Annotated in this window: 19 protein-coding genes and 4 tRNA genes; 3 read left to right on the top strand and 20 right to left on the bottom strand. The window is 62.0% G+C overall.

The genetic code is table 11. From position 1 onward, the window contains the following. Positions 1-60: 60 nt before the first annotated feature. The 7 genes from D0T21_RS00635 to D0T21_RS00605 form a co-directional block, all read right to left on the bottom strand. A complete protein-coding gene (locus D0T21_RS00635; RefSeq protein WP_229211278.1) occupies positions 61-1248 on the bottom strand; it encodes a basic secretory family protein in 1188 nt (395 codons plus the stop codon). A gap of 53 nt (positions 1249-1301) precedes the next feature. After that, on the bottom strand, positions 1302-2027 hold the full coding sequence (locus D0T21_RS00630; protein ID WP_158567943.1) for an ABC transporter substrate-binding protein: 726 nt from the start codon (positions 2025-2027) through the stop codon (positions 1302-1304). Between the two features lie 154 nt (positions 2028-2181). After that, positions 2182-2257 (bottom strand) — tRNA-Asn (locus tag D0T21_RS00625). A 65-nt stretch (positions 2258-2322) separates the two neighbouring features. Further along, positions 2323-4509 (bottom strand): TonB-dependent receptor, encoded by a 2187-nt coding sequence (locus D0T21_RS00620; protein ID WP_116987944.1) that lies wholly within the window; start codon positions 4507-4509, stop codon positions 2323-2325. 315 nt (positions 4510-4824) lie between these two features. Further along, a complete protein-coding gene (locus tag D0T21_RS00615) occupies positions 4825-6840 on the bottom strand; it encodes a methyl-accepting chemotaxis protein (RefSeq protein WP_116987943.1) in 2016 nt (671 codons plus the stop codon). Between the two features lie 122 nt (positions 6841-6962). Further along, positions 6963-7658: a DUF3334 family protein gene (locus D0T21_RS00610; protein WP_116987942.1), complete on the bottom strand. Its 696-nt coding sequence runs from the start codon at positions 7656-7658 to the stop codon at positions 6963-6965. Positions 7659-7667: 9 nt separating this feature from the next. Next, positions 7668-7880 (bottom strand): hypothetical protein, encoded by a 213-nt coding sequence (locus D0T21_RS00605; protein ID WP_116987941.1) that lies wholly within the window; start codon positions 7878-7880, stop codon positions 7668-7670. A gap of 380 nt (positions 7881-8260) precedes the next feature. Here D0T21_RS00605 and D0T21_RS00600 point away from each other — a divergent pair, with 380 nt between their 5' ends. Next, positions 8261-8944: a substrate-binding periplasmic protein gene (locus tag D0T21_RS00600; protein WP_373886643.1), complete on the top strand. Its 684-nt coding sequence runs from the start codon at positions 8261-8263 to the stop codon at positions 8942-8944. Positions 8945-8994: 50 nt separating this feature from the next. On the opposite strand, the gene D0T21_RS00595 is transcribed toward D0T21_RS00600, so the two are convergent. From D0T21_RS00595 to D0T21_RS00585, 3 genes are all read right to left on the bottom strand, one after another. Further along, positions 8995-9070 (bottom strand) — tRNA-Asn (locus tag D0T21_RS00595). 59 nt (positions 9071-9129) lie between these two features. Beyond that, a complete protein-coding gene (locus D0T21_RS00590; RefSeq protein ID WP_116987939.1) occupies positions 9130-9753 on the bottom strand; it encodes a choice-of-anchor C family PEP-CTERM protein in 624 nt (207 codons plus the stop codon). Positions 9754-9894: 141 nt separating this feature from the next. Then, positions 9895-11229: a GAF domain-containing sensor histidine kinase gene (locus D0T21_RS00585; RefSeq protein ID WP_116987938.1), complete on the bottom strand. Its 1335-nt coding sequence runs from the start codon at positions 11227-11229 to the stop codon at positions 9895-9897. Positions 11230-11367: 138 nt separating this feature from the next. Here D0T21_RS00585 and D0T21_RS00580 point away from each other — a divergent pair, with 138 nt between their 5' ends. Further along, positions 11368-12213, top strand: coding sequence for an ABC transporter substrate-binding protein (locus D0T21_RS00580; protein WP_116989303.1), 846 nt, complete (start codon positions 11368-11370; stop codon positions 12211-12213). A gap of 108 nt (positions 12214-12321) precedes the next feature. Here the strand turns inward: D0T21_RS00580 and D0T21_RS00575 are convergent, their stop codons facing one another. The 5 genes from D0T21_RS00575 to D0T21_RS00555 all read right to left on the bottom strand — a co-directional run bounded on the left by D0T21_RS00575 (position 12322) and on the right by D0T21_RS00555 (position 16630). Beyond that, the gene (locus tag D0T21_RS00575; protein ID WP_116987937.1) at positions 12322-13341 is read right to left on the bottom strand and encodes a toxin-antitoxin system YwqK family antitoxin; all 1020 of its coding nucleotides are present in this window, start codon (positions 13339-13341) and stop codon (positions 12322-12324) included. Between the two features lie 275 nt (positions 13342-13616). After that, positions 13617-13692, bottom strand: a tRNA-Asn gene (locus D0T21_RS00570). A gap of 61 nt (positions 13693-13753) precedes the next feature. After that, positions 13754-15124 (bottom strand): HD-GYP domain-containing protein, encoded by a 1371-nt coding sequence (locus D0T21_RS00565; protein WP_116987936.1) that lies wholly within the window; start codon positions 15122-15124, stop codon positions 13754-13756. A gap of 178 nt (positions 15125-15302) precedes the next feature. Continuing rightward, positions 15303-15378 (bottom strand) — tRNA-Asn (locus D0T21_RS00560). A 49-nt stretch (positions 15379-15427) separates the two neighbouring features. Next, the gene (locus tag D0T21_RS00555) at positions 15428-16630 is read right to left on the bottom strand and encodes an amino acid aminotransferase (RefSeq protein WP_199538376.1); all 1203 of its coding nucleotides are present in this window, start codon (positions 16628-16630) and stop codon (positions 15428-15430) included. A 113-nt stretch (positions 16631-16743) separates the two neighbouring features. Here D0T21_RS00555 and uvrB point away from each other — a divergent pair, with 113 nt between their 5' ends. Further along, positions 16744-18816 (top strand): excinuclease ABC subunit UvrB, encoded by a 2073-nt coding sequence (gene uvrB / locus D0T21_RS00550; RefSeq protein WP_116987935.1) that lies wholly within the window; start codon positions 16744-16746, stop codon positions 18814-18816. A 3-nt stretch (positions 18817-18819) separates the two neighbouring features. On the opposite strand, the gene D0T21_RS00545 is transcribed toward uvrB, so the two are convergent. The 5 genes from D0T21_RS00545 to D0T21_RS00525 all read right to left on the bottom strand — a co-directional run bounded on the left by D0T21_RS00545 (position 18820) and on the right by D0T21_RS00525 (position 25699). Then, positions 18820-19770 carry an alpha/beta hydrolase gene (locus D0T21_RS00545; protein ID WP_116987934.1) on the bottom strand — a complete coding sequence of 317 codons (951 nt, stop codon included), beginning with the start codon at positions 19768-19770 and terminating at the stop codon, positions 18820-18822. Positions 19771-19783: 13 nt separating this feature from the next. After that, positions 19784-20419 (bottom strand): SdpI family protein, encoded by a 636-nt coding sequence (locus D0T21_RS00540; protein WP_116987933.1) that lies wholly within the window; start codon positions 20417-20419, stop codon positions 19784-19786. After that, positions 20416-20703, bottom strand: coding sequence for an autorepressor SdpR family transcription factor (locus D0T21_RS00535; protein ID WP_116987932.1), 288 nt, complete (start codon positions 20701-20703; stop codon positions 20416-20418). The genes D0T21_RS00540 and D0T21_RS00535 overlap by 4 nt, the downstream gene beginning before the upstream one ends. 91 nt (positions 20704-20794) lie before the next feature. After that, positions 20795-21874, bottom strand: a complete 1080-nt coding sequence (locus tag D0T21_RS00530; RefSeq protein ID WP_116987931.1) for an ABC transporter ATP-binding protein — start codon at positions 21872-21874, stop codon at positions 20795-20797. Between the two features lie 12 nt (positions 21875-21886). Continuing rightward, entirely contained in the window at positions 21887-25699 is a 3813-nt protein-coding gene (locus D0T21_RS00525; RefSeq protein WP_116987930.1) for a GH36-type glycosyl hydrolase domain-containing protein, read from the bottom strand. Between the last annotated feature and the right edge of the window lie 3 nt (positions 25700-25702).

Here is a 25702-nt window from a genome sequence, read left to right as displayed (position 1 = left end):
CTCCTTCAAATGTCTGGACTACCATGATAAGAAGCGCCCCAGCCCCTCCTTTGACGCACATCAAGGCGCGGCTTTGCCCGCGCGCGCGACAAGCGAGTTGATCATCGCCTCGCTATAGAATTCACCCTTGATGTCGGCGGCGCTGATCATGTCGCGCCACAGGGGCACGATGTCGACCTTCAGCTGGCTGTAGCGCTCGAAGCCGCAGGCGTAGATGCCGCGATAGCTGTCGAAGCTGTGCTCCAGCTTCGCGCACTCGTCCAGGGTGGCCGCAGTGAACGCCTGGCCCTGCTCTTCGCTCCAGATGCCGCTGCGCAGCAGGCCGTCCAGCGCCATGGCCTCGGCGCCGCCCTCGTGCACCCACGGCGGCGACTGCGCGCTGATGCCGCCGCGGCGCGCATTGTTCTGCCACAGATGCGCCATTTCATGTGCCACGACCTTGGCGACCATCTCCCGCTTCTTGGGCGATTCGGCGGTCATCAGGGCCGTGCCGCCGAAACGGTAGACGATCTGCGCGCCGACCACGCCGCCTTTGATCGACAGGCCCGGCGAGGCGGTATCGCTGACGGCCACCAGCAGCAACAAGGGTTGCCGCAATTTTTGCCGATACGCCGCGCGGTAGTAGGTGGACATCCTGGCCGTGGTGTCGAGCAAGGTTTCCCTGGCCCAGTCGGACAGGCCGGGGTCGAGCAGCACCTGCGCCTCGCCGGCGGTGACCGGCGACTGCGGGCCGAAGTAGGCATAGGGCGTGGCGCTGTTGGAAGGCGCGGCCGGGGTGGCGGGCACCAGCACGGTTTCCTTGCCGAGTCCTTCCAGCGTGAAGTTGGCCGCGATATTGCGCACCACCTTGCCCTGCCTGGCCTCGCCTTGCAGGAAGCCCAGGTAGATCAGGCGGCCGCCATCGGAGAAGCGGTCCATGGCGACGTATTGCTTCTCCATCAGTTGATCGAAGGTCGAGATTTCCACGCTGAGCTGTCGCAGCGGCTTGCCGTCGGCGGCGGCCAGCGTGTCATGCTCGCCGCCGGTGGTCAGCGTTACGCCTGGCGTCAACACCTTCCACGCGGATTTGCGGAAGTCGGCCACCGGCTCGAACTGCATCGACGTCACTGGCTGCGAAAACCGATAGTCGGCACGCCAGGTATCGGGCGCCACATGCGTCAGGCGGACTTGCACCGGCAAAGGCTTCGCACACCATCCGGCTGTCATCGGCAACGCCAGCACCAGCCCGGCAAGCAATCTCTTCATCATCTGCGCCATTCCATCAAATTGGTAAGGCACAAAATATAGCATGGAAGAGATGACTATTTTACAATGAGCGCCGCGTTGAACCTGGCGATATCGCTGTCGTCCACTTGCAGGGAGCACATCAGATGGCGGTAATAACCCTGGGGCATTTCCTTGAAGGTGATGATGCGCATCTGCCCCGCATGCATGACGCCATGCGCCAGATAATATTCCGCCTCTTCCTTCGGCGCGAAAATCACGTCGGCGCGCCCGGCGGCGATCATATTGAACAGCTGCGGCATCTCGCCCGCCGTGGTCATGCGCGCCGCCTTCATGGTGCTGAACTTGTTGTCGAGGTAGCTGCCGTAGACGAAGCCCTCTTTCACCAGCACCGTCATGTTGGCGTCGGACAGGATGTCGTCGACGGTCGCTGCAGCGTGTGGAAATCTGGAGGAGACCACGGCCACCCAAGGGCCGTCCTGTGACACCGGATTGGAATACTTGGCAAATTTTTCGCGCTCCGGTGTCTTGTACCAGCCGACCGAACAAAACTTGCCGCTATTTTTACGCAAGAGCGCCAGCTGGCGCAAGGCGGGCATTTCCCTCCAGACGACGGCGATATGGGCTTTTTCAAACGCCGCCGTAACTGGCTCGACCGACAAGCCGCTGACCTGCACGTTCGGCCCGACCACCAGATACGGCGGGCGATGCACAATGTGCAGTTCCAAGGCGGGACCTGCCGCGCAGGCCACCGTGGCGCAGGCCCCCAACAACACCAAGGCAAGCAAAGAGATACCCTTCATTCCCACTCCCTGAACTAGTCCGAAAAAGCGCGCTGCTTGTTGGCGCCGATCCAGCATAACCGGAATACTGCTTGAAGTCCCTCATCTACTTTACGCTATTCCGTGACTCAGAAATGACAAAGGGCTACGCCTAAGCGTAGCCCTTCGATAATTTTGGCTCCCCGACCTGGACTCGAACCAGGGACCTGCGGATTAACAGTCCGTCGCTCTACCAACTGAGCTATCAGGGAAAAGAGGCCGCATTATATACGGCCAATTTCTAGCTGTCTAGGCTAGCAGGCAAATTTCCAAAAAATCAGAAGTTGCCCTTGAACTGCACGCCAAACTGGCGCGGTTCGTTGACGAAACCGGTCAGGTTGTTGAAGTCGATCGCGCCGATGATACGCTCGGTGTTGGTGATGTTGCGCGCGAAAGCCGCCACTTCATACTTGCCGCCCTGCCAGTTGTAACCCACGCGCAGGCCACCTTCAACCATCGACTTGCCGGTGAATTCCTTGGCTTCGTACAGGAAGAAGTTGATCTTGCTGCGGTAGGCCCAGTCGGTCAGCACGAACAGGTTGCCGTCGGCCAGCGCCCAGTTGTAGCGCGCGGTGGCGTTCAGGATGACCTTGGGCGCTTGCGGCAGCGGGTTGCCGTCGATGATGACGCGGCCGGCTGCGTTCAGCGGATCGGTCACGGTGCACGAACCGCACTTGGCGACCGACAGCGATGGATCTTCGATCTTGGTGAAGTTGTACGAACCGCCGGCGGTGACCTTGAAGTCAGGCGTCACGAAGGCTTCGAAGTCCGCTTCCAGGCCGCGACCGACGGTCTTGGCTGCGTTGATCAGCTTGGTCACGTTGGAAGTGCCGCCGACCACGGTCAGCTGCTGGTTCTTCACATCGTAGTTGTAGATGCTGACCGATGCGCGGGCGCGGCGGTTGAACAGGTCGGCCTTGATACCGGCTTCGTACGACACGATGGTTTCAGCATCGGCCACGGTGATCGGCACCGATGCCGAAGCGGCGGCGATACTCGGCGCGCGGAAGCCGGTCGCTACGCGGGCGTAGGCGTTGACGTCCTTGTTGATCTTGTAGGTCGCGCTCATGTCCCAGTTGGCCTTGCTCTTGCTCTCGTCGACCGAATCAGGACCGGTCTGCGTCACGTTGACGCGCGAGGTGGTGGCGAAGTCCTTCTTGTCGTGGGTGTAGCGCAGGCCGCCGCGCAGCACCAGCTGGTCCGACAAGTCATAGGTCAGCGAGCCGAACACTGCCGCGGCGGTGTTGTTCTGGTGGCTGGCCAGGTGCGACGTTTGCAGCTGGGTGTTGCTGTCGAAGTTGTCGCTGTAACCGCTGGCGCTTTCCTTGAAGTAGTAGACGCCGCTCTGCCAGTTCAGTGGACCCGGGTTCTTCGACTCGACGCGGAATTCCTGGGTGTACTGATGCAGGCCGCTCAGGCCCCCACCGGTCTGCACCTGGAACGGAATGAAGCCAGGGCCGGCCGGGCTGCCGCCGTCGATGTCGCCGCGGCTGTAGTAGTTGTCCACGGCTTCGTAGCCGGTGATCGAGAACAGCTTGACCGCGCCCAGGTCCCAGCTCAGGCGGGCATTGGCGCCGTTGGTGCTCAGGCTCTGCATGTTCTGGCCGTTGGTGGCGATCTTGGTGAAGTCGTAACCGTCGGCGAAGTCGTTGGTGCCCTTCTTGATCAGGTTGGCGCGGAACAGACGGGCGCTGCCGTCGGTGGTGCGCGAGTGCACATTGAACAAGGCATTGAAGGTGGTGCTCGGGGTGTACAGGAACTGCACGCGTTCGGCGTGTTCGTTGTAGCCTTCCAGCACATCGTTCTGCTTGGTGAAGGTGTTGTCGACGAAGTTGTCGCGGTGCTGGCGCAGCGTCGAAACGCGCATCGCCCATTCGCTGGTCAGCGGCACGTTGACGGCGCCTTCGGCGTTGATGGTGTTGTGGGTCGCCCACGACAGGTTGTAATAACCTTCCACCTTCTTGGTGTTCGGCTTTTCGGATTCAAACTTGACCACGCCGGCCGGGGTATTGCGGCCGAACAGCGTGCCCTGCGGGCCGCGCAACACTTCCACGCCAGCCACATCGAAGATCGGGAAACCTTTCAGGATGCCGTTTTCCTGCACCACGTCGTCATACACCAGCGACACCGGCTGCGAAGCGAAGGTGCTGAAGTCGGTGTTGCCGTAGCCGCGGATGTAGAAGCGCGGGAAGGTACGGCCGTTCGACGATTCCACGTTCAGCGACGGCACTTTGCCTGCCAGCAGACGGATGTCCTGGCCGCCGGACAGCAGCACGTCCAGCTTCTCGTCCTTCAACAGCGTGACGGAGACCGGCACGTCCTTGATGTTTTCGGCACGGCGCTGGGCGGTGACGGTGACGGTTTCCAGTTGCGGTTCAGCGGCGGTTTGCGCCATGGCGGTACCGATAGGCATAACGGCGCTCAGCGCCAGCAGGCGCTTGTGCATCTTCGACAGTTTGATCATTCAATTTCCCGATTTGAGGTAAGGCAAAGAGTTAAAAACAGTGTCTCCTGTTCTCTCTTTCTTTTTGATACCACCCGGTCATCTAACGTGACCGTGGCGGCGCAAGCGGATGTGAGGCCGTTTTTCGATGTCTAGAATGCACCGTCTTGCAGAAAGGCGGTATTTTCTTTCATTGATAGCAGGTATTGCAAGGGCAATATAATCAAATGGGAATTTACTGTTAGAAATTTGGTGCCTCAGGAGGGAGGACTGAATAATAAAAGGCCAGACAAACCGCCATGGCGGTTTGTCTGGCCGATCGATCAAGCTTGTTGTTCAGCCATGGCGGATCGCCAGACGTTGTTGTTGCACAACAGGCCTTGCCGGCGGCCGGGGCGCCGAAGCGCCGCCGGCGGGTTTCTCGTTCCCCAGGACAAAGCGGCTCATCGCCACCACCAACGCCTGGGCCTGCTCTTCCAGGCTGGCGGAGGCTGCCGCCGTCTGCTCGACCAGGGCGGCGTTTTGCTGGGTCATGTCGTCCATCTGCGTGACCGCCTGATTGACCTGCTCGATGCCAACGCCCTGCTCGGCCGAGGCGGTCGCGATGTCCGACATGATGACGGTGATGCGCTGCACGCTGGTGACGATCTCGCCCATCGCATCGCCGGCCTGGTCGGCCAGCCGATTGCCGACCTCGACCCGCTCGACGCTGCGGCCGATCAGCTCCTTGATTTCCTTGGCGGCGGCGGCCGAGCGTTGCGCCAGGTTGCGCACCTCGGAAGCCACCACGGCGAAGCCGCGGCCCTGCTCGCCAGCGCGCGCCGCTTCCACGGCGGCGTTCAGCGCCAGGATGTTGGTCTGGAATGCGATGCCGTCGATGACGCTGATGATGTCGACGATCTTGTGCGAACTCTCGTTGATCTCGCCCATGGTCTGCACCACCTGCGACACCACTGCGCCGCCCCGGCTGGCCACGTCGGAGGCGCTGATCACCAGCTGGTTGGCCTGGCGTGCGTTGTCGGCGTTTTGCCGGACGGTGGAGGTCAGCTGCTCCATCGACGATGCGGTCTCCTCCAGGTTGGAGGCCTGCGACTCCAGCCGCGCCGACACATCGGCGTTGCCGCTGGCGATGTCGCGCGTGGCGGCGCTGATATGGTCGATGCTGCCCCGCACGTCGCCGACGATATCGCGCAGGCTGTCGTTCATGTCCTTGAGCGCGCGCAGCACCAGCCCCACTTCATTGGGCGCACCGACGTCGAAGTCGCTCACCAGGTTGCCGCGCGCAACGCTTTGCGCGACGGCGATGGCATTGCTCAATGGCCGCGTCACCGAACGCGAAATCAGCAGCGCCACGTAGCCAGCCAGCGCCACCAGCCCCAGCATGGCGCCCAGCATCAGCCAGCGGGTGGTGTAGAAGGCGCGGATCTTCTCGTCCAACAGCGCGTCCAGCTGCTTGCTGGCGACGGCGTTGAGCGCGAACTGCAGGTCGATGGCCTGGGTCGACAGCGCCACGTAATTCTCCGCCGAATAACTCAGCGTCTCCGGCTGCACGATCTCATGGATGGCCAGGTCGGTGATCTTGGTGGCTGCCTGGGCGGCCTCGCGCATGGCTGGCGCCAGCGTGGTCTCGAACTCGGCGTTGTAGCGGGAGGCCTTGCCGAATGCGGTCAGGGTCTGGTCCAGCCGGTCCGACACGCGCGCGACGATGGACGACATCAGCAGCCGGTCCGCCGGGCTGGCTTCCTTCTTCGCCAGCAGGCCGGCGCCCTTGGCGCGGGTCTTGCCCAGCTCCTCGGCCAAGTAGGGCAGCTGGTAGAACATGGCCTGGATCAGCTGGTAGGTGTCGCGGTCGGGATCAAGGCTGAGGCCGTAGTAGTCGCCGATCAGGTCGTTCACCTTGAGCAGCTTGGGCACCAGCGCGGTATGCGCGGCGTAGCTTTGCGGCACCGTCAGGCTTTTTGAAGAGACTTGGGAGCGCAAGGTCTGCCAGTCGCTGCGCGCCTGTGACCAGGCGGCATCGAGCGTGGCGTCGTGCAGGGTTTTGACCAGGTCATCGGTGGCGGCGTAGGCGCTGTCGGCCTCCTGCTGCTTGGCCGCGCGCTTGTCGTCCGAGGTGACGCCGCCGAGCACCAGCGCCGCCAGGCCGCGATGCTGCTGGGTCAGCTGCACCATGCGCAAGCCGCCCACCACGGCCGGCATGCCGGCGCGCTCGTCCAGGTAAGCATCCAGCCCCTTGCCTGCTTCGCGCATGTACAGCCAGGTGGGGATGCTGGCCAGGATCATCGCGATCAGGCTCAGGATCAGAAACTTGTGCCCGAGCCGCAGGCCGCCAAGAAGAGTGTGCTTGTCCATGTCGCGCCTCCGTGAGTGTAAGTCACCGGGCCGCACCCACCGACAACTACGGCCCCTTGCTTTTGATCATAGTCTGATCCCGGGCGGTCGTGGTGGCTTTAATAGCACAAGTCGCAGATCGCCTACATGCCCAGCGACCTCAACAGCTCGTCGTTGGCTTCGTCTTCCGCCGACACGGACGGGGCCGTTGCTCCGCCGCCCTGATTGCCGCGCTCCTGGTCCATCAGCGCGTCCGTATCGGTGACCTCGCTGGAATCAAAGTCGTGCAACCGGATGAACTCGGTACGGTCGATGGCCAGCTCCAGATAAAAGATATTACTCTTTTCCGTATAGAACGTGACGCGCCGCATCTCAGGGCGATCCAACGGTGTGTCCACGCTGAGCATCACCTGCTTGGTCAGCACCAGCATTTTCGGCTGGTTCTGCGTGATATTGGTTTGCAGCTCGCGCCGCACCTTGCCGGTGAAGTCGCCGACGATCTGGTTCATCAGCTCGCCCATGATGTTGGACACCTCGTCCGACGTATGGGAACTGGCCAGCTCGGACTTCGGCATGCCCATGTGCAGCATATAGCGCTCGTAGATTTCCATGGCCGTGTCGGCCGCGAAGTTCAGCACCACCAGGCCGGTGAAGCCGCCGTCAAACAGCACGAAACAGCCGATATCGGGCTTGAGGCCGGTCTTGGTGATTCGCTGCACCATGCCGGAATAATTGACCTTGCTCTGGGTGGCGACGTTCAAGACACGGGTTACCGAGTTGCACAGACTCATCAACAAGTCTTCGGTCCCGTACACAACTTCCTTGTTTTCCTCGCTCATGATCTACCTCTAGTTATTTTTAAAAGATGAAAGCACAGTTTCCTGGTCCAGCGAGAGACGGAACAAGACCACTTCGCTCAGCAAGCGGACGACCTCATCTTTCCATTCCTGGTCCCTGCCGCCGGCCGGCAGGGAGGCCAGGGTGCTGCGCAGCAGCGCCACTTCGCGCTCCAGCTCACGCACCCGTCGCACCTGATCGACCGCCTCGGCTGAGATGACCATCGCTTTTCCTTCCGGCCAGAAATAAGATTCAGAATACCGAGGTGCAAGATTCCCGTCCACCGGAATCGCGCATTTCGGTGAGATTTGCGTGCCAAAATGCAAAAAGCCCAACGCTGGAAATTAACGCCGAGCGGATGCCGTGACCACCACAGGCCTGCTGAGTGCACCTATAATCGGCTGAGCAGGGAGGCATAAGAATGCGAATAATTCTTGCAATACTGATGAGCCTGATGTGCATGCGCGTCGACGCAGAAGAATTGAGCGTCCCGAAGTTCAGCCAGCGTGAGCCTTGGGCGGGTTATGTCCTTGAACTACTCACCGAAGCGTTGGCCAGGACGCGTGGCCCCGAGCCAGACACATGGCGCTGGGTGGAAACCAGAATGAACCAGGACCGCGCGTTCGCGCTGCTGCGGGCAGGCCAGGATCTGGATATCTACTGGAGCATGACGTCGACGGCGCGCGAACAAGGCGTGATCGCGGTCCGCATTCCGCTGATGAAAGACTTGCTCGGCAGCAGGCTGCTGATCATCCGCAAGGATACGCTCGGCAAATTCGACCGCATCAAGACCTTGGACGACCTGAAGACCATCAGCATCGGCCAGGGCCTGGATTGGCCGGACACGGCCATCAAAACCGCGGCCGGGCTGCATGTCGTCACCTCATCCTCGTACGAAACCCTGTTCCGCATGCTGAAGGCCAAGCGTTTCGACGGCATCTCGCTCGGTGCGAACGAGGTCGAAGAGGAGCTGGCCAAGCAGCGGGACCCCGACCTGACCATAGAACGGAATATCGCGATCGCCTACCCCGCGCCGGTGTTCTTCTTTGTCACGCCGAAGAAGAAGGCGCTGGCAGAGCGCATCGAAAAAGGCTTGCGCCTGATGATGGAGGACGGCAGCTTCAACGCGATCTTCGACAAGCGCTGGAGCAAAACGCTGATCGCCAACCATATGAAGAACCGTTTGGTGTTTCACCTGCCGAATCCGCTGCTGTCGCCGCAGACGGCGGAGATGATACGGCAACATCCCGAGTATTTCCTCTTCCCGCCGTTGCGGCAGGAGAAATAACGGGATAAAACGAAAAAAGCCCGTGATTGCTCACGGGCTCTTCTGTATTCTGGCTCCCCGACCTGGACTCGAACCAGGGACCTGCGGATTAACAGTCCGTCGCTCTACCAACTGAGCTATCAGGGAATTGAGGCCCGAATTATATCTGCTCAAATCGGATTTGGCGACCCCGCCGTGAATTTTTTTTATGCAGGGCGGCGGCGGCGCGCGATCGCGCCCACCAGGCCCAGGCCGGCCAGCAGCATGGCATAGGTTTCCGGCTCAGGTACAGCCGCGGTGACCGAGACGTTGTCCAGCGCCGCGCCATAATACGAGTTGGCATCGTTGCCGGCGAAGGTCAGCGTGCTCTGGGTCGAGGTGGCGACGAAGCTGAAGCCCTCGGTTTGCCAGCCCATGGCGGCGTGCGAGCTGCCGGCCAGTGCGAACGAGAAGCTGTGCGGATCAGTCACGCCAACGGTGATGGTCTTGTCGCCGCCGCCGTCGTGGTTGCCGGCCATGCTGAAGCTGACGTTATACGTGGCGCCGACCGTGGTGGCGAACGACTGGGAAATCGTGCCGGTGCCGCTGCCATTCAGGTCCAGGCTATAGCTGCCGCTGGCAGGCTGCCAGTAGTTATTGATCAGATCGACGCTGCCGCTGTTGATGACCCAGCCATCCAGGCCGGAGCCCAGCGTGATGAAATTGCCGCTGAACGCGTTCGCGGCGGACTCGAAGCCACCATTGGCGATCAACTCCGGCGATGATGCATGCGCCAGTGGAGCCAGCGCGACCAACGCAGCGATTGCAGCAAGTTTTTTAATTTTCAACATGTTATTTTCCCCATTTAGTATCACAACGGCAACTAGGATTTCCTAGAATTAACGTCATGGTATACGATAACAAGGAAACATCAACTGTTTCATTTTAGAAACATCCCAAAAACAACGAATCACCTCTTGGCCGATCCCGGCCTATTCCGCGGACAGACTTGGCGGCGCGACACGCGGCACCCGCAGCGTAAAGCAGGCGCCGTGGCCCGGCTCGCTAACCACCCGCACGCTGCCGCACAGGGCGGTCGTCACCTGGTTGTAGACCACGTGCAGCCCCAAGCCGCTACCGCCCTGCCCCAGCCGGGTGGTGAAGAATGGCTCGAACACGCGCGCCAGATTGGCTTGCGGGATGCCGATGCCGTCGTCGGCAACGCTTATCTCCACAAAATCGTCGGCATGCCGGCAGGCCGCGATGCGGATCTGGCCTTGGACCTCATCTGGGAAGGCATGCACCAAGGCGTTGTTGATCAGATTGAGCAGCACCTGTTCAAGCGCGCCGGGGTAACTATCCATGGTGATCTCGCCGTCCACTTCGCACAGCACCTGGTGGCCACTCTGGCGGATCACCGTTCCCACAGTCGCCAGGATCTCGCCGAATGTCTTCTTCAGGTCGAATTGACGCCGGCGCCGGCTGGACTGGTCCACCGCGACCTGCTTGAAACTGTCCACCAGCTCGGCCGCCCGTCCCAGGCAGTGCAGCAGGATGTCGGCGCCCTGGTCGACGCCGCCGATGAAGTCGTCCATATGCTTGCGCGTCACGCCCGCCTCCAGCTCCCTGGCTATCGTGCCGACGTTGCTCTTGAGCGTGCTGGCGACCAACAGGCCGTTGCCGATCGGCGTATTGAGTTCATGCGCGACGCCGGCCACCAGATTGCCCAGGGCCGACATCTTTTCCGCGCGCAGCAACTCGGTCTGCATCGCGCCTATCTTGTCCAGCGCAGTCTTCAACTCGCCGTTGCTGAGCGACAGCGCCTGATTGGCGCTGAGCAGATCGGCATTACTTGAGATTAATTTCCGCTGCTGCTCCATGACCTTGAAATCCGCCTCGATCGCCTTCTTGATCTCCCACAGCAAATCGACGTAGCGCTGTTGATATGAACGCTTCTTGCTGTCGAGTACGCAGATCGTGCCGAATACCTCGTCGTCAGGCCACAGCAGCGGCACGCCCAGGTAGGAAATCATGTTCAGCGCGACATCGGGATTGTCTTTCCAGTGCTCGTCCTCCAGCGCGTGCGGCACATGCAGCAGCGAGCGTGTCGCCATCACCGTTTCGCAGTACAGGCCGGTGTTGAGGTTGGCTTTCTCGTACGCCTCATAGGGATTGCCCGGCGTGTGACTGGACACCAGCACCTCGATCTGCTCCTGTCCGACGCGCATGATCAGGCCGGCCGGCACGTCGAAGATGCCAGCCATCACATTCGTGGTCTGCTGCCACTTCCCCAGGAAATCATCTGAAACGACACGTTGTTGGAACATAAGGGCGAGCTCCTTGATCAGTCGGCACAAGGGACACAAATTGCGTGTTGATTTGCAAATGGTAGGCCCATTTGCAGGAGATCTGTGAAATTATTCTGGCTATAATGAAGAAAGCTAACTGGACTGATGGGGGCGCCGATGTGGTTAACCGCCGTAGTTTTTGCCGCGACTGCCGCCGCGAGCCCCGTCGCCGAGCAGGCGCCAACCAGTCCCGGCCCTACTACCGTCAAGATAGGCCTGCAAAGCGTGATCGCGCCCTTCGTGCTTTCGGACCGCGCATCCGGCCTGTTTGCCGACGTGTTGCGCGCCGCGTTCGCATCGCAGCAGGTCACCGTCGAATTTCTCTATTTGCCCAATGTGCGTTTCGAAGAGCAATTTCGCCAAGGCGTATTCGACGTTACGACGGCATCCGATCCCCGGCAAACGCAAGATGGCTATCTGAGCCGGTGGCCGGTTACGTATTTCCACAACATGGCGATTACCTTGCGCAGCCGGATTCCAACGCTATCCAGCGTGGACGACTTGAAAAAGTATCGGGTGACCGCGTTCCGCAACGCTCAAAAGGTGCTGGGGCCGGCCTACGCCGCAGCGACGGCGGATCATCCGCAATACAGGGAGGCAGTCACCATGCCTTCCGGCACCCTCTTCCTTGACCGCACGGACGTCATTATTTCGCAGCCCGATGTGTTCCGGTATTACCTCAGGCAGCAGTTGCCCCAGAAGCGCAATGCCGAGGCAGAACTGGCGTACCACGACGTGCTGGGGCCGGGAAAATTCTACTGGATGCGGTTCCGCACGGAGGTGCAGCGGGACACGTTTGAACGCGGCATCGCGCAACTGTACGCCACCGGGGAGATCGACCGCATCCTGGAGCGCTACCAAAGCGATTATGGCGTGACGCGCGACTTCTTCATTTCTCTGGATTGCCATTTTCGGCCCGAACTAGCCCTGCAGAAATGCAAGAAACTCGGCAAGCGGGAGTAAACACCGCTATTTCCCATCGGTTTATCCGAAGCTGGACTCGAATCAGAGCGCTGTGGTTGCCAAAGTCAGGCTTCGGCAAGGCCACAAAACTCCGCCGCCCCGAAGAGCTTATTTTGAGCAGTCAGCCGTCCACTCCTGAAGAGCGTCATTGTTGATCGGAGCATCGTTACCGTTAGCTTTGTGGAAGGCATCAATCTTCACATTTACACATTTATCCACGCTAGACGCATTTACCGCCGAGTTTGAATTCGTTTTATCAGTCTCTGACACCACCACGCCGTCTTTATAGACAATCTCCTTTTCCAACTTCGCATCGTAATAAGTCTTTTGCAGACCATCTAACACATCGGCCTTGTAATTGTCTTCAATGCTGACATAAGAGTCGCTGGAGCTGCTCATCGTGGAAAAAACCTTATGGACTCCATTTTTTTTCCCGTCTTTGAAAGTGGTATAAGACATTGGGCTGCCATTGATCAGGAAGATAGTCTGATAACCAGTCGCCAATCCTTCTTTCCAGGTTAAGTCGGTAACAATCTTTCCCGAACTATCAGGGTGTTTTTCCCAACCGTTCGATTTGCCGTTAATCCAGTTAATGTCAGCGACCAGTGTCGCACCATCGGGTAACCACATTTTTTGATTGCCGTTGCGCTGATTGTCTTTCCATTCAATAGACTGAACAAGCTTACCGGTGCCTGGATCGTAAATCTTCTGGGTGCCATTCTTAACTGGAGCTTGGGCCATAACCAATTGCATGACTCCCGCTTTCACAGAATTTGCGTCCGCCAACACCTGCACTTCTTTTTTATCCTCCAAGAAAGACAAGTTGTAATCGACAGGTACTTTTCGCTCAGTATTATTGTAAGTGAAACTGTATTGTGCTGAGCAGGAAGCAGTCTTCAACTCTTCATTCTTGGAAATCGTCTTTACGTCGCCAATGGCTCGCTTTTCTGAAAACGCCAGCTCCCCCTCTTTATACCAAACCGCCTTATCAAGATTTTCTTTCAAAATCGTCAAGACATCTTCTTTAACCTTGTCGCCATTGCAGTCCACCTTCGGCGAGCAGCCTTGAAGAGTCAAGCCGATCAGACATAAAACTACAGCTGGGATAATGCGCGAGGTACCAAGCATTAAAATTCTCCATTGATTATTAATAAGCAATCACTCAAGGATACATACCCATTGGAAATATTGCAATGAGCTTCAGTGTGGTAATCCAAGCTTTTCAACTGTACGTTTAGGCCTGCCGCCGCCCTGCACCGCCGCCGCGCATCTTTAGGGGGCTTTCCCTCCCCCGTCCAAGCCAAAGGACAAGCGCCCCCTCCCCAGTCTCGGTATGGCAAAAAACAAAAAAAGGGGCTACACGCCTAAGCATGTAACCCCTTGATTCTTTACCACTAAAATTCTGGCTCCCCGACCTGGACTCGAACCAGGGACCTGCGGATTAACAGTCCGTCGCTCTACCAACTGAGCTATCAGGGAAAAGAGGCGACATTATAACTGCTCATAGCCAATTTAGCTTCCCCTTGGGGAAAAATTTTCCTCAGGTGCCGTAGCGCCGCACACTCACCATGCCTGCGCCAGGGTACACTGGCCTTAGCGGCATGACAACGCCAGCTTCGCCAATCGGCCCACCAGGCAAGTCATCATCCAGCATGCGCACCAGCGGCGCCAGGGCCAGCCGCTCGTCCGGGGTTGTGGTTTGCAACGCCAGGTCGCGCGCGATGTCGCGCAGCCGCCATTGAATTTCCCGGCAGGCTACCTCGCGCTCGAACAGCAGCATGTGGTCCGCGCCGGCGCCCAGGTCCGGCTCGGGCCGCAAATACACGTCCAGGCCGGTGCTGATGAAGGCGCGGCGGATATTGCGCACCCGCTCCATCGTCTTGCGCAAGAGCTGCAGCGTACTGGCCGACTTCGCCGCCGTCCCCGCCGTCAATCCCTCGCCGAGGTCGAGAATGGCCGCAATACGGGCAAACAAGCTCCCCACGCCCTCCCCGCCCTGCGCCCGGACCGGATCGGCGCCCACTTCCGGGGCGGCCATCCGCAGTGCGCCCGAGATGGCCGACAGCAACTGGTGCGAGTGCTCGCCAGGGATGATCTTCAGCGCCAGCTCGGCCCGCTCCAGCGGATGATCTTTCAACAACAGGCCGGCGATCATCTCCGCCACCGCCACCGCCTGGCCCGGCGCGCTGATCTGGTCACCGCAGATCTGGCGCGGGTAGCCGCTGCCGTCGAAACGTTCGTGATGCTCGGCCACTGCCCGGCCGACGGAGAACGGATAGCTGCCCAGCTCATCGATCAGCATCTGCCCGATGCGCGGATGCACGACCACATGCGACCACTCATGCGGCAGCAGCCGTCTGCCGCGCGCCAGGTGGGCCGGGGCGATGTACAGCTCGCCGATATCGTGCAGCATACCCGACAGCCCGGCCACCATCTGGTCCTGCTCGCTCAAGCCCTGCTTCTGCGCCATGCAGATGGACAGCAGGCTGACCAGCACTGCGTGTTCGAGCGCATGGGCGCCGCTGCGATCGGCCACGGTCAACATCATCTCCAGCGCGCTGCCGAATTCCAGCCGCCCCAGCTGCGCCAGCACCGAGGCACCGCCCTTGCTGGTGGCGCGCACGATATGGGCCACCGACGGACTGGTGTCGATCAGACGGCTTGCAATGGCGACGATGGCGCGCGCATCGACGCTGCCGTTCGCCCGCACGCAACTTTCAAATGGTTGCCGCAATTTATGCAGGATCAGCTTTTCCTGCAGGGCACGGGTAACCTGGGTGCCCTTGGCGACCAACTTCAAGCCGCGCACGTCGAGGATGTCGACGATCACCTCCACCTCCATGACTTCAGCCACCGACATCACCTTCTCCAGGTAGTGGCGATTGACAGGGGCGGCGTGCAGGGCTGACATGGGGTTCCTTCCGGTAGCGGCGCTGGGCCGAATTTTCAACTATCGAAATGATAGCCATAAAGTTAACCGAAAGCAATATACATTACTACGTAGAAATAAAAGCCAGATTGGTCGCCTGGAACGCGCAAACAAAAAAAACCGCATGCAGCCTTTCGGCACACATGCGGTTTTTGAATTCTGGCTCCCCGACCTGGACTCGAACCAGGGACCTGCGGATTAACAGTCCGTCGCTCTACCAACTGAGCTATCAGGGATTAGCACTTTCAGGTTAAGCTTAGTCGCTCAACCCGAAGAAGCAAGATTTTAAAGGACTTTGGCGATCGCGTCAATAACGATGTCGATGTTGCGGGAATTGAGCGCGGCGACGCAGATCCGGCCGGTATCGACCGCGTAGATCGACTGCGCGCGCAGCAGCTCGACCTGCGCCTTGCTCAGGCCCGAGTACGAGAACATGCCGACCTGGTCGCTCACGAAGGCGAAATCGTGGGCCGGAGCCTTGGCCTTCAGCTTGGCGACGAAGGCCACCCGCATCTCCTTGATGCGCACGCGCATGCCGGCCAGCTCGTCTTCCCACATCTGGCGCAGCTCAGGCGTGGTCAGCACGGTGGCCACCACTTTGCCGCCGTGGACCGGAGGATTCGAATAGTTGGTGCGCACCACGCGCTTCAACTGCGACATCAGACGGCTCGCCTCTTCGCCGCTGGCGGCGACCACGCTCAGCGCGCCCACGCGCTCGCCGTACAGCGAGAACGACTTCGAGAACGAGTTCGACACCAGCAGCGGACCGCCGGCGGCAGCGAAGCGGCGCACCACGGCGCCGTCTTCGGCGATACCGGCGCCGAAGCCCTGGTAAGCCATGTCCAGGAACGGCACCAGGCCGCCATTGGTCACGGCGGCGATCACCTCATCCCACTGGGCCGAGGTCAGGTCGGCGCCGGTCGGGTTGTGGCAGCAGGCGTGCAGCAGCACGATGGAACCGCGCGGCATGGCCTTCAGGTCGGCCAGCATGCCGGCGAAGTTCACGCCGTGGGTGGCCGCATCGTAGTAAGCGTAGTTGTTGACGGTGAAGCCGGCGCTTTCGAACAGCGCGCGGTGGTTCTCCCAGCTCGGGTCGCTGATGTAGACCTGCGAATCCGGCGCGAAGCGCTTCAGGAAGTCGGCGCCGATCTTTAGTGCGCCGGTGCCGCCGATGGCCTGCACGGTCACGGCGCGCTTCTCCTGGATGACGGCGCTGTCGGCGCCGAACACCAGCTCCTGCACCGCCTTGTCGTAGGCAGCCAGGCCCTCGATCGGCAGGTAGGTGCGCGGGGCCGGCGTAGCGATCAGGATTTCTTCCGCTTTCTGCACGCACGACAGCAGCGGCACTTTGCCGTTGTCGTCATAATAGACGCCCACGCCCAGATTGATTTTGGCCGGATTCTGGTCGGCGTTGAAGGCTTCGGTAATGCCCAGGATAGGGTCGCGTGGGGCCATGTCGATGGCGCTGAACAAGCTAGGATTCGTCATGATAAGATTGGATTCGATTGGAAGCGGTACGCAGCGGTTGAAGGTAGACAGCGCCCAATGAAAAACTGCTTCAGGCCGCTGGCAGGCCATTATTTTAACAAAGGTCGGACAAGATGGCTGATTTACCAGTAGTAGACACTCCAAACGCAACGGTAGTTACCTTCCCGGACTCGCCGTTCAAGCTGCACCAACCCTTCCCGCCGGCCGGCGACCAGCCCACCGCGATCGACCAGCTGTGCGAAGGCATCGACGACGGCCTGTTCTTCCAGACCCTGCTCGGCGTGACCGGTTCCGGCAAGACCTACACGATGGCCAACGTGATCGCCCGCAAGGGCCGCCCCGCCATCGTCTTCGCGCCGAACAAGACGCTGGCCGCGCAGCTGTACTCGGAGTTCCGCGAGTTCTTCCCGGAGAACGCGGTCGAGTACTTCGTCTCCTACTACGACTACTACCAGCCGGAAGCCTACGTGCCGCAGCGCGACCTGTTCATCGAAAAGGATTCGTCCATCAATGAGCACATCGAGCAGATGCGCCTGTCGTGCACCAAGTCGCTGATGGAGCGGCGCGACGTCATCATCGTCGCCACCGTGTCGGCGATCTACGGTATCGGTAATCCGACCGAATACCACCAGATGATTTTGACGCTGCGCGCCAAGGACCGCGTCTCGCAGCGCGACATCATCGCCCGCCTGATCCAGATGCAGTACACCCGCAATGAAGTGGACTTCGGCCGCGGCACCTTCCGCGTGCGCGGCGACACGCTCGACATCTTCCCGGCGGAGAATGCGGAACTGGCGGTGCGCCTGGACCTGTTCGACGACGAGCTGGAATCGATCCAGCTGTTCGATCCGCTGACCGGCCGCGTCAAGCAGAAGATCCCGCGCTTCACCGTCTATCCGGGTTCGCACTACGTCACGCCGCGTTCGACCGTGCTGCGCGCGATCGAGACCATCAAGGTGGAGCTGCGCGAGCGGCTGGAGTTCTACCGCAAGGAGAACAAGCTGATCGAGGAACAGCGCCTGGAACAGCGCACCCGCTTCGACCTGGAGATGATGACCGAGATCGGCTTCACCAAGGGCATCGAGAACTACTCGCGCCACCTGAGCGGCGCCCAGCCCGGCGAACCGCCGCCGACGCTGGTCGACTACCTGCCGAAGGACGCACTGATGTTCCTCGACGAGTCGCACGTGCTGATCGGCCAGCTGAGCGCCATGTACAACGGCGACCGTTCGCGCAAGGCCAACCTGGTGGACTACGGTTTCCGCCTGCCGTCCGCGATGGACAACCGGCCGCTGAAGTTCGAGGAGTTCGAGCAGAAGATGCGGCAGACGGTGTTCGTCTCCGCCACCCCGGCCGAATACGAACGCACCCACGCCGACCAGATTGTCGAGCAGGTGGTGCGTCCGACCGGCCTGGTGGACCCGCTGATCATCGTGCGTCCGGCCAGCTCGCAGGTGGACGACCTGATGTCCGAGATCACGCTGCGCGTCGCCAAGAACGAGCGCGTGCTGGTGACCACGCTGACCAAGCGCATGTCCGAACAGCTGACCGAATACCTGAGCGACCATGGCATCAAGGTGCGCTACCTGCACAGCGATATCGAGACGGTGGAACGGGTCGAGCTGCTGCGCGACCTGCGCCTCGGCACCTTCGACGTGCTGGTGGGGATTAACCTGCTGCGCGAAGGCCTGGACTTGCCGGAGGTGTCGCTGGTGGCGATCCTGGACGCCGACAAGGAAGGCTTCCTGCGTTCCGAACGCTCGCTGATCCAGACCATCGGCCGCGCCGCGCGTAACCTGAACGGCGTGGCGCTGCTGTACGCGGACCGCATGACCGATTCGATGGAGCGCGCCATCGGCGAGACGGAACGCCGCCGCGCCAAGCAGATCGCCTTCAACACCGCCAACGGCATCGTGCCGCGCGGCGTGCACAAGGTGATCCGCGACATGATCGACGGCGTCTACAGCCCGCAGGAAGCGCGCGAAGAGCTGCAAGTGGCGCAGGAGACGGCCAAGTACGAGTCCATGAGCGAGAAGCAGATCAGCAAGGAGATCAAGCGCCTGGAGAAGGCCATGCTCGATCACGCCAAGAACCTGGAGTTCGAAAAAGCCGCACAGGTGCGCGACCAGCTGCATCACCTCAAGCAGCAGCTGTTCGGCGCGCCGGGCGCGGACAATATCGCCTGATGCTTACTTGCCCGCTGGCGGCGCCTTGACGAAAGTGCTTAGGGCGTCGATCAGCTGCGGCGCCACCGGAAACTCCGGGCTGCCGTAGGATTTCTTCTGCTTGGCCTCGTCGTCGCCGACGATCTTCAGCAGATGGTTCATGCCTTCCACCACCACCAGCCTGGCGCGCGGCGCGGCCGCCGCCAGCGCCTGCGCTTCCGACACCTGCACCTGGATGTCGGACGTGCCTTGCAGGATCAGCACCGGCATCGTCAGCGCCGCAATCGCCGCGCGCGGATCGTGCTTCAGCGACGAGATCAGATACGGCTGCACCGACGGGTGGTACAGCATCATCAGGGCCTGCGGCACATCGTCGACCGTCTTGCCCTGCTTGAGCGCGACCAGTATGCGTTCGCTTTGCGCCTCCAGCTCCGGCGGCAGCTTGCCCTTGAGCTGGTCGCGCAGGATGTCGTCGAGCGGATGGCCGGCGCCGGCGATCAGCACGCAGGCATCGGTGGCGGCCTGCCTGCAGGCTTCGGCGGCGATCTGCGCGCCTTCGCTATGCCCCGCCATCACCACGCGCGAGAAGCGCGGATCGGCGCGCAGCTTGCGCAGCCATGCGGTGGCGTCGTCGATGTAGTCGTCCAGACGCAGATCCTGCTCCTTCCACACCGGCAGCGCACTGGCGCCGATGGCGCGCTTATCGTAGCGCACCGAGGCGATGCCGCGCTGGGCCAAGGCCTCGGCCACCATGCGCAGCGAATCGTTAGGGCCCGGCAGCAGCCTGCTGTTACCGTCGCGGTCAGTCGGGCCGGAGCCGGCATGCAGCAGCACCACCGGGAACTTGCCGCCGCCGTCAGGCAGCAGCTCCGTTCCATACAGGGTGCCGCCGCCCACATCCAGCGACACCGGACGCTGGGCCGCATGGACCGACACCGACAACATCAACAAAGACAGCAATAGCTTGAAGCGCATACCAATTCTCCGATCAGTGAGGAAGACGTTTGTAGAGCAGCAGCGAGTAGCCCGCAGCCAGCGGCGCCCAGACCAGCATCAGCGCCAGCTGGCCCCACAGCGGAGCGCCCAGCCACAGGGCGAACAATCCCAGCACGCCGCTGGCCACCATCAACTTCGCCGCCAGCCGGTGCGTGGCGTACCAAACGCGCTCGCTGGCCAGCGTCCACGGCGTGCGGATGCCCATGAAGAAGTTGCGGCGCACCTTGCCCAGCGGGTTGCCGGCCAGGATAAGCAGCACGAACATGCCGGCCGGGATGGCCGTCCCCATCGGCACCTGGACGTGCAGCGAAGCCGCCAGCACCAGCGCATAGACGTAGGAGAGCAGGCCGACCACAACGCCGCTCACGTAATAGTAGGTCGACTCGAAGCCGCCGATCTCGAAGCGGCGCGGCGAGATCGCGGGCATCACCACGCCCAGCCACGCCACTATCGCCATCATGCCGGGACCCAGCAGCCACAGGGCCGCCTTGGGACCATAGCCGTCGACCACGCCGCCGGCGTTCCAGTGCACCGGCACTTGCGCGGGCAGTTGCGGCCAGAAGTAGACGGTGGCCACGCTGGCGGCAGCGATCAGCAAAGTGCAAAACAGCAGATAACGCGTTTTCATTTCTTCCTCCCTTTGGTTTCGGCACCGGTCAGGTCCATCATCCATGACAGCACATCCTGCAGCACCGTGGTGTTCAAGCCGTACCAGATGGTCTGCCCTTCGCGGCGCCGCGTGATCAGATCGGCGTCGGCCAGCACCGCGAAGTGATGCGACATGGTCGGCTTGCTCATGTCGAAATGCGCCGCCAGGTCGCCGGCCGTCATCTCGCCGGAACGCAGCAGGCGCAGTATCTCGCGCCGCGCCGGATCGGCGATGGCCTTGAAGGCATTGTTGGAGGCGCTCATATTAAGGCAATCATCTAATTAGACAGTTATCTAACTATAGACGCATAAAAAACGGCGGTCAAGCGATATCCGCTGCCGCCGCCGTGCCGGGCTATATGGCCAGGCCGTCGCTGTCGAACATATGCCAGCGCACCGGATCGACGCGCACCACCGCCAACTGCCCGTTCTGCCAGCGCACCTCGGGGTCGGTGCGGGCGATGAACTGCGTGGCGCCGCCATCCAGCGTCAGGTACACATAACTGGCATCGCCCAGCAGCTCCGCCGCCAGCACCGTGACGGCGATGCCGTCGCCATCCGCCGCCTCCAGTGCCATGTGCTCGGCGCGCACGCCCAGCGTGATGCGGTCCCCCACGGCCAGGCCCGCGCGCAAGACAACCTGCACCAGCGCGCCGCCAGCCAGCCGCACCGACATCATTGCCGGCGCCAGCTGCTCCACCGTGCCGCCAACGAAGTTCATGGCCGGAGAGCCAAGGAAGCCCGCCACAAACAGATTGGCGGGACGTTGATACAGATCCAGCGGCGCTCCCACCTGCTCCACCACGCCGCCGCGCAGCACCACGATGCGATCGGCCAGCGTCATCGCCTCCACCTGGTCGTGGGTCACATAGATCATCGTGCTGCGCAAGGTGCGGTGCAGGTTCTTCAACTCGATGCGCATCTGCACCCGCAGCGCCGCATCCAGGTTCGACAGCGGCTCGTCGAACAGGAACACCTGCGGCTGGCGGACAATAGCGCGGCCTATCGCCACCCGCTGCCGCTGGCCGCCTGAGAGTTCCTTGGGCTTGCGCTGCAATAGCGGCTCGATGCGCAGGATGGCGGCCGCCTGCGTCACCTTGCTGTGGATCTCATCTTGCGGCAGGCCGGCCAGCTTGAGTGCGAAAGCCATATTGTCGTACACCGTCATATGCGGATACAGCGCATAACTCTGGAACACCATGGCGATGCCGCGCGCCGCCGGCGCCACGTCGGTCATGTCTTTACCGCCGATCAGCACCGCGCCTTCGTCGCTATTCTCCAAGCCGCAGATGGTGCGCAGCAGCGTCGACTTGCCGCAGCCGGATGGTCCGACGAACACCACAAACTCACCGTCGGCGATGCTCAGATCAATGCCCCGCAAGATCTGCTGCTGGCCAAACCCTTTTTTGATGCCTTGTATTTCCAGTCCAGCCATTCCGTTCCCCTGTTAGCCCATCACCAGCTCGATGCGGTGCGCCGCACCGTCGCGCAGCATCGGTATGCGCGCTATGCCGTCGTACACCGCCAGCGCAGCGCCATCGAGCGTGGCGCTCAACACGCCGCCGGCGCTGCGCTGCGGATTGCGCACGACGATCTCGTAGCTGCCTCCATCATCAGGCAGTTGGTGCTTGACGGTGAATTCCGGCCATTCATCCGGTATGCGTGGCGACATCACGATCGTGTTGCCACCTTCGATGCGGAAACCAAGCACCGATTCCAGTCCCACCCGGTACATCCAGCCCGACGAGCCGGTGTACCACGTCCAGCCGCCGCGCCCGACGTGCGGCGCCTCGCCGTAGATGTCGGCGGCGATCACATAGGGTTCGACCTGATACACGGCCACCGCCGCGGGGTCGAGCGCGTGACTGGCGGGGCTGAGCATCTCCAGCAAGGCCGCGGCCCGATCGCGGCGTCCCGCCTCGGCCATCGCCCGTACCGCCCAGCAGGCTGCATGCGTGTACTGGCCGCCGTTCTCGCGCACGCCGGCCACGTAGCCCTTGATGTAACCGGGATCATTGGGCGTATTGACGAAAGCTGGGGTCAACAGCCGTATCAGCTTGTCCGGCACGGACACCAGGCGCTGCTCCATCGCGTCCAGCGCCAGTTTGGCGCGCTGCGGCGGCGCCACTTCCGAAATGACGGCCCAGGCCTGGGCCAGTGCGTCGATCTGGCACTCGTCGCTGTCCTTCGAACCGATCACCGCTCCGTTATCGTAGAAGGCGCGGCGATACCATTCGCCGTCCCAGCCGTCCGCGTTCAATGCGTGGTCCAGGTGGTCGTGATAGGCGCTGTAGATCATCACGCGCGCACTGTCACCGCGCTTCTCGCAGATCGGCAGGAAGTCCTTGATGATGCGGGACAGGAAGAAGCCCATCCACACGCTTTCGCCGCGCCCTTCGCGGCCGACGCGGTTCATGCCGTCGTTCCAGTCGCCGGTGCCCATCAACGGCAGGCCATGCGCCCCCTGCGTCAGCGAGCGGTCCAGCGCGCGGCAGCAATGCTCGTAGACGTCGCCGCTGGAGCCGGACAGTTCCGGCTTCAGGTAGATCTCGTCCTCGCCCTCCTCCAGCAAGGGCGCGCTCAGGAATGGTTCGATTTCATCGAGCACGCTCCAGTCGCCGGTGGTGGTGATGTAGAAGGCAGTCACATAGGGCAGCCATAGCAGGTCGTCCGCGAAGCGCGTGCGCAAGCCCTGCTCCATTGGCGCCGTATGCCACCAGTGCAGCACGTCGCCTTCGACAAACTGGTGCGCCGCATGGATGCGGATCTGCTGGCGCGTCAGGTCGGGGCGGGCGTAGATCATCGCGCTGGAGTCCTGCAACTGGTCGCGGTAGCCCAGCGCGCCACCGGATTGGTAGTAGGCTGAGCGTCCCCAGATGCGGCAGCTCAGGTTCTGGTAGGCCAGCCAGCCGTTCTGCATCAGATCCACCGCAGGCACCGGCGTCGTCACCTGCACGGCGCCGACGGTGTGGCGCCAGAACGCGGTGATCTCATCGAACGCCGTTTGCACCGCGCCCGGCGCCTTGTAGCGCTGCACCAGGTCCAGCGCAGCCTCTCGCTCCACCGTTTCTCCCAACAGGAATACGCATTCCAGCGTGGCGCCGGGCGCCAGCTCGTGCACTGCCTGGAACGCCGCGCAAGGATCCAGACCGGCGCCGGTCGCGCCGTCGAGTCGCGGCGCCGCCAGCGCGGCCGGATTGGCCGGGCTGCCGTGGCGACCAATGAAGGCGGCGCGGTCGGCGCTGTGGTGCACCGCTGCGCCGGTACCAGCCAATGCGGCCGCGAAGGTCACACCGTCGGAGAACTGTCCGGCCAGCGGATTGTGGGCTAGCAGCACGCCGCTGGCGTCATACTCGGTGACGACAAAGCGGCTGCTGTCGGCCGGCGTGCCGCCCAACACCAGGCGCTGATACGAGAACAGCGACAACCGGCGCACTGCGGCGCCGCGATTGGTCACGCGGATGCGCACGATCTTGACCGGATCATGTCGCGGTACGAACATCACGGTTTCCTGTTCAAGCTCGTGGCTAACGTGGCTGAAACGCGAGTAGCCGAAACCGTGCGCCACTTCATAACCGGCGCCGGCGGGCGCCGGACCGGGGAGCGGCGACCAGAAAACTCCGCTGTCCTCATCGCGCAGATACAAGGCTTCGCCATGCGGATCGCGGATAGGGTCGTTGTACCACGGGGTCAGGCGATGTACGCGACTGTTGCGGCTCCACGTATAACCTGCGCCACTCTCGCTGACCAGGAAGCCGAAGCCTTCGTTGGAGATGGCATTGGTCCAGGCCAGCGGCGGCCGGTGCAGGCCGCGCTGCGCATCCCAGCCCAGGCGGATCACATACTCGTCGCCGGCATCGGAGAAGCCGCCGTTGCCGTTAAAGAGCCGCAGCAGCGAACGGCCAGGCGCCAACGCGGGACCGTCGGCCCTCGCTTCAGGCAGCGGCGCCGGCACATGGGCCGCGCCGTCGACATCACCGAGCGCAGGCAAGCCACCACGCACGATCAACAGCGCATGCAGTTCAATCTTCGCCATATCGGCCGGAGCGATATCGTCAGGCTTGCGCTGGTAGACACCTTCCTGCTGCGGCCAATTGCCGTCGGCCGTCAGCAGCAGCACGTTCAGCGGCAGACCCAATGCGGCCCAGTAGCGGCGCGCGCGCAGCACCAGGTCGACACTGGAATCGACGCGGCTCACGCTGCGCAGCAGTATCATCGGGCCCGCCGGCAAGTCGGAACCTTGCGCGTCAGGCGCTTCGGTGATGCCAGCGGACGCGCTGAATACAGCGCTGGCAATGGCCGCCGTGGAAGCCGGCACCCGCACTGCCGACTGGCCGTACAACATGGCGCCCGCCAGGCGATGACAGTATTCGGCCTGCGTATCACTGAGCCCGATCTGCTGCTGCAATGTCTGGCCGGCCGCGCGCGCGGCGGCGAACAGCGGCCGCCCATCGCCATCCATGGCCGATGTCAGCGCCAACGCCTGTTCGCGGCCCGGCGCCGCGCCCAGCATGAAGACCAGGCGCACCTGCTCGCCCGGCCCGAGCACGACACTGCGGCGCAGGCTGAAAGCCGGATCGAGCACATTGCCGGCGGTGGCGGACAGCTCGCCGTCCAATCCAGCTGGCGCGCGCAGGTCGCGTCCACGGCCAATAAAGCGCGTGCGGTCCGTTTCGTATCCTGCTGCGGCGCCACCGGCCGCGGCATGCACCATCCACAAACCGGCCTCTCCTTCTCCACGAGGGCGCCGCCGCGCCAGCAAGGCGCCGGTGGCGTCGTCATGTTCGGTCTGCACGAACAGCTTGGAGAACGCTGGATGCGAAGCCTCGTCGGACTGGCGGTTCAGCACGACCTCCAGATAGCTCGTCAATTCGATGGCGCGTTCGCGGTCCGACAGATTGCTCAACAAGACGCTGCGCAACTCCACATCGCGCAGCGGATCGACGGCGACTTCCATGCGTGCCCCGATGCCGTGGGCGACGACGTCGATCCAGCAGCTGCCGGCATCGCCGCCGGCGGAGCGCTGCACGCCGGCCGAGTCAACTGCGCCGGGCTGCGCGCCCAGCGACCATAGCTGGCCAGTCCCTGCGTCACGCAGATAAAAGAAATAGCCTTCCGCATCCTCGATGCGATCGCCGTTCCAGCGCGACAGCATGGACTCGCCGACGCGACTAAAACCGGTGCCGGCGCCAGTAATCAAGGTGGTAAAGCTACCGTTGGACAGCAGTTGCGCGTGACGCGACAGTTCAGGAGTGGTCATGGC

The sequence above is a fragment of the Duganella sp. BJB476 genome (genome assembly GCF_003416895.1).
GTDB lineage: Bacteria > Pseudomonadota > Gammaproteobacteria > Burkholderiales > Burkholderiaceae_D > Rugamonas.
Note: the sequence above shows the minus strand (reverse complement) of the source record. Positions and strands in the feature narration are given on the sequence as shown.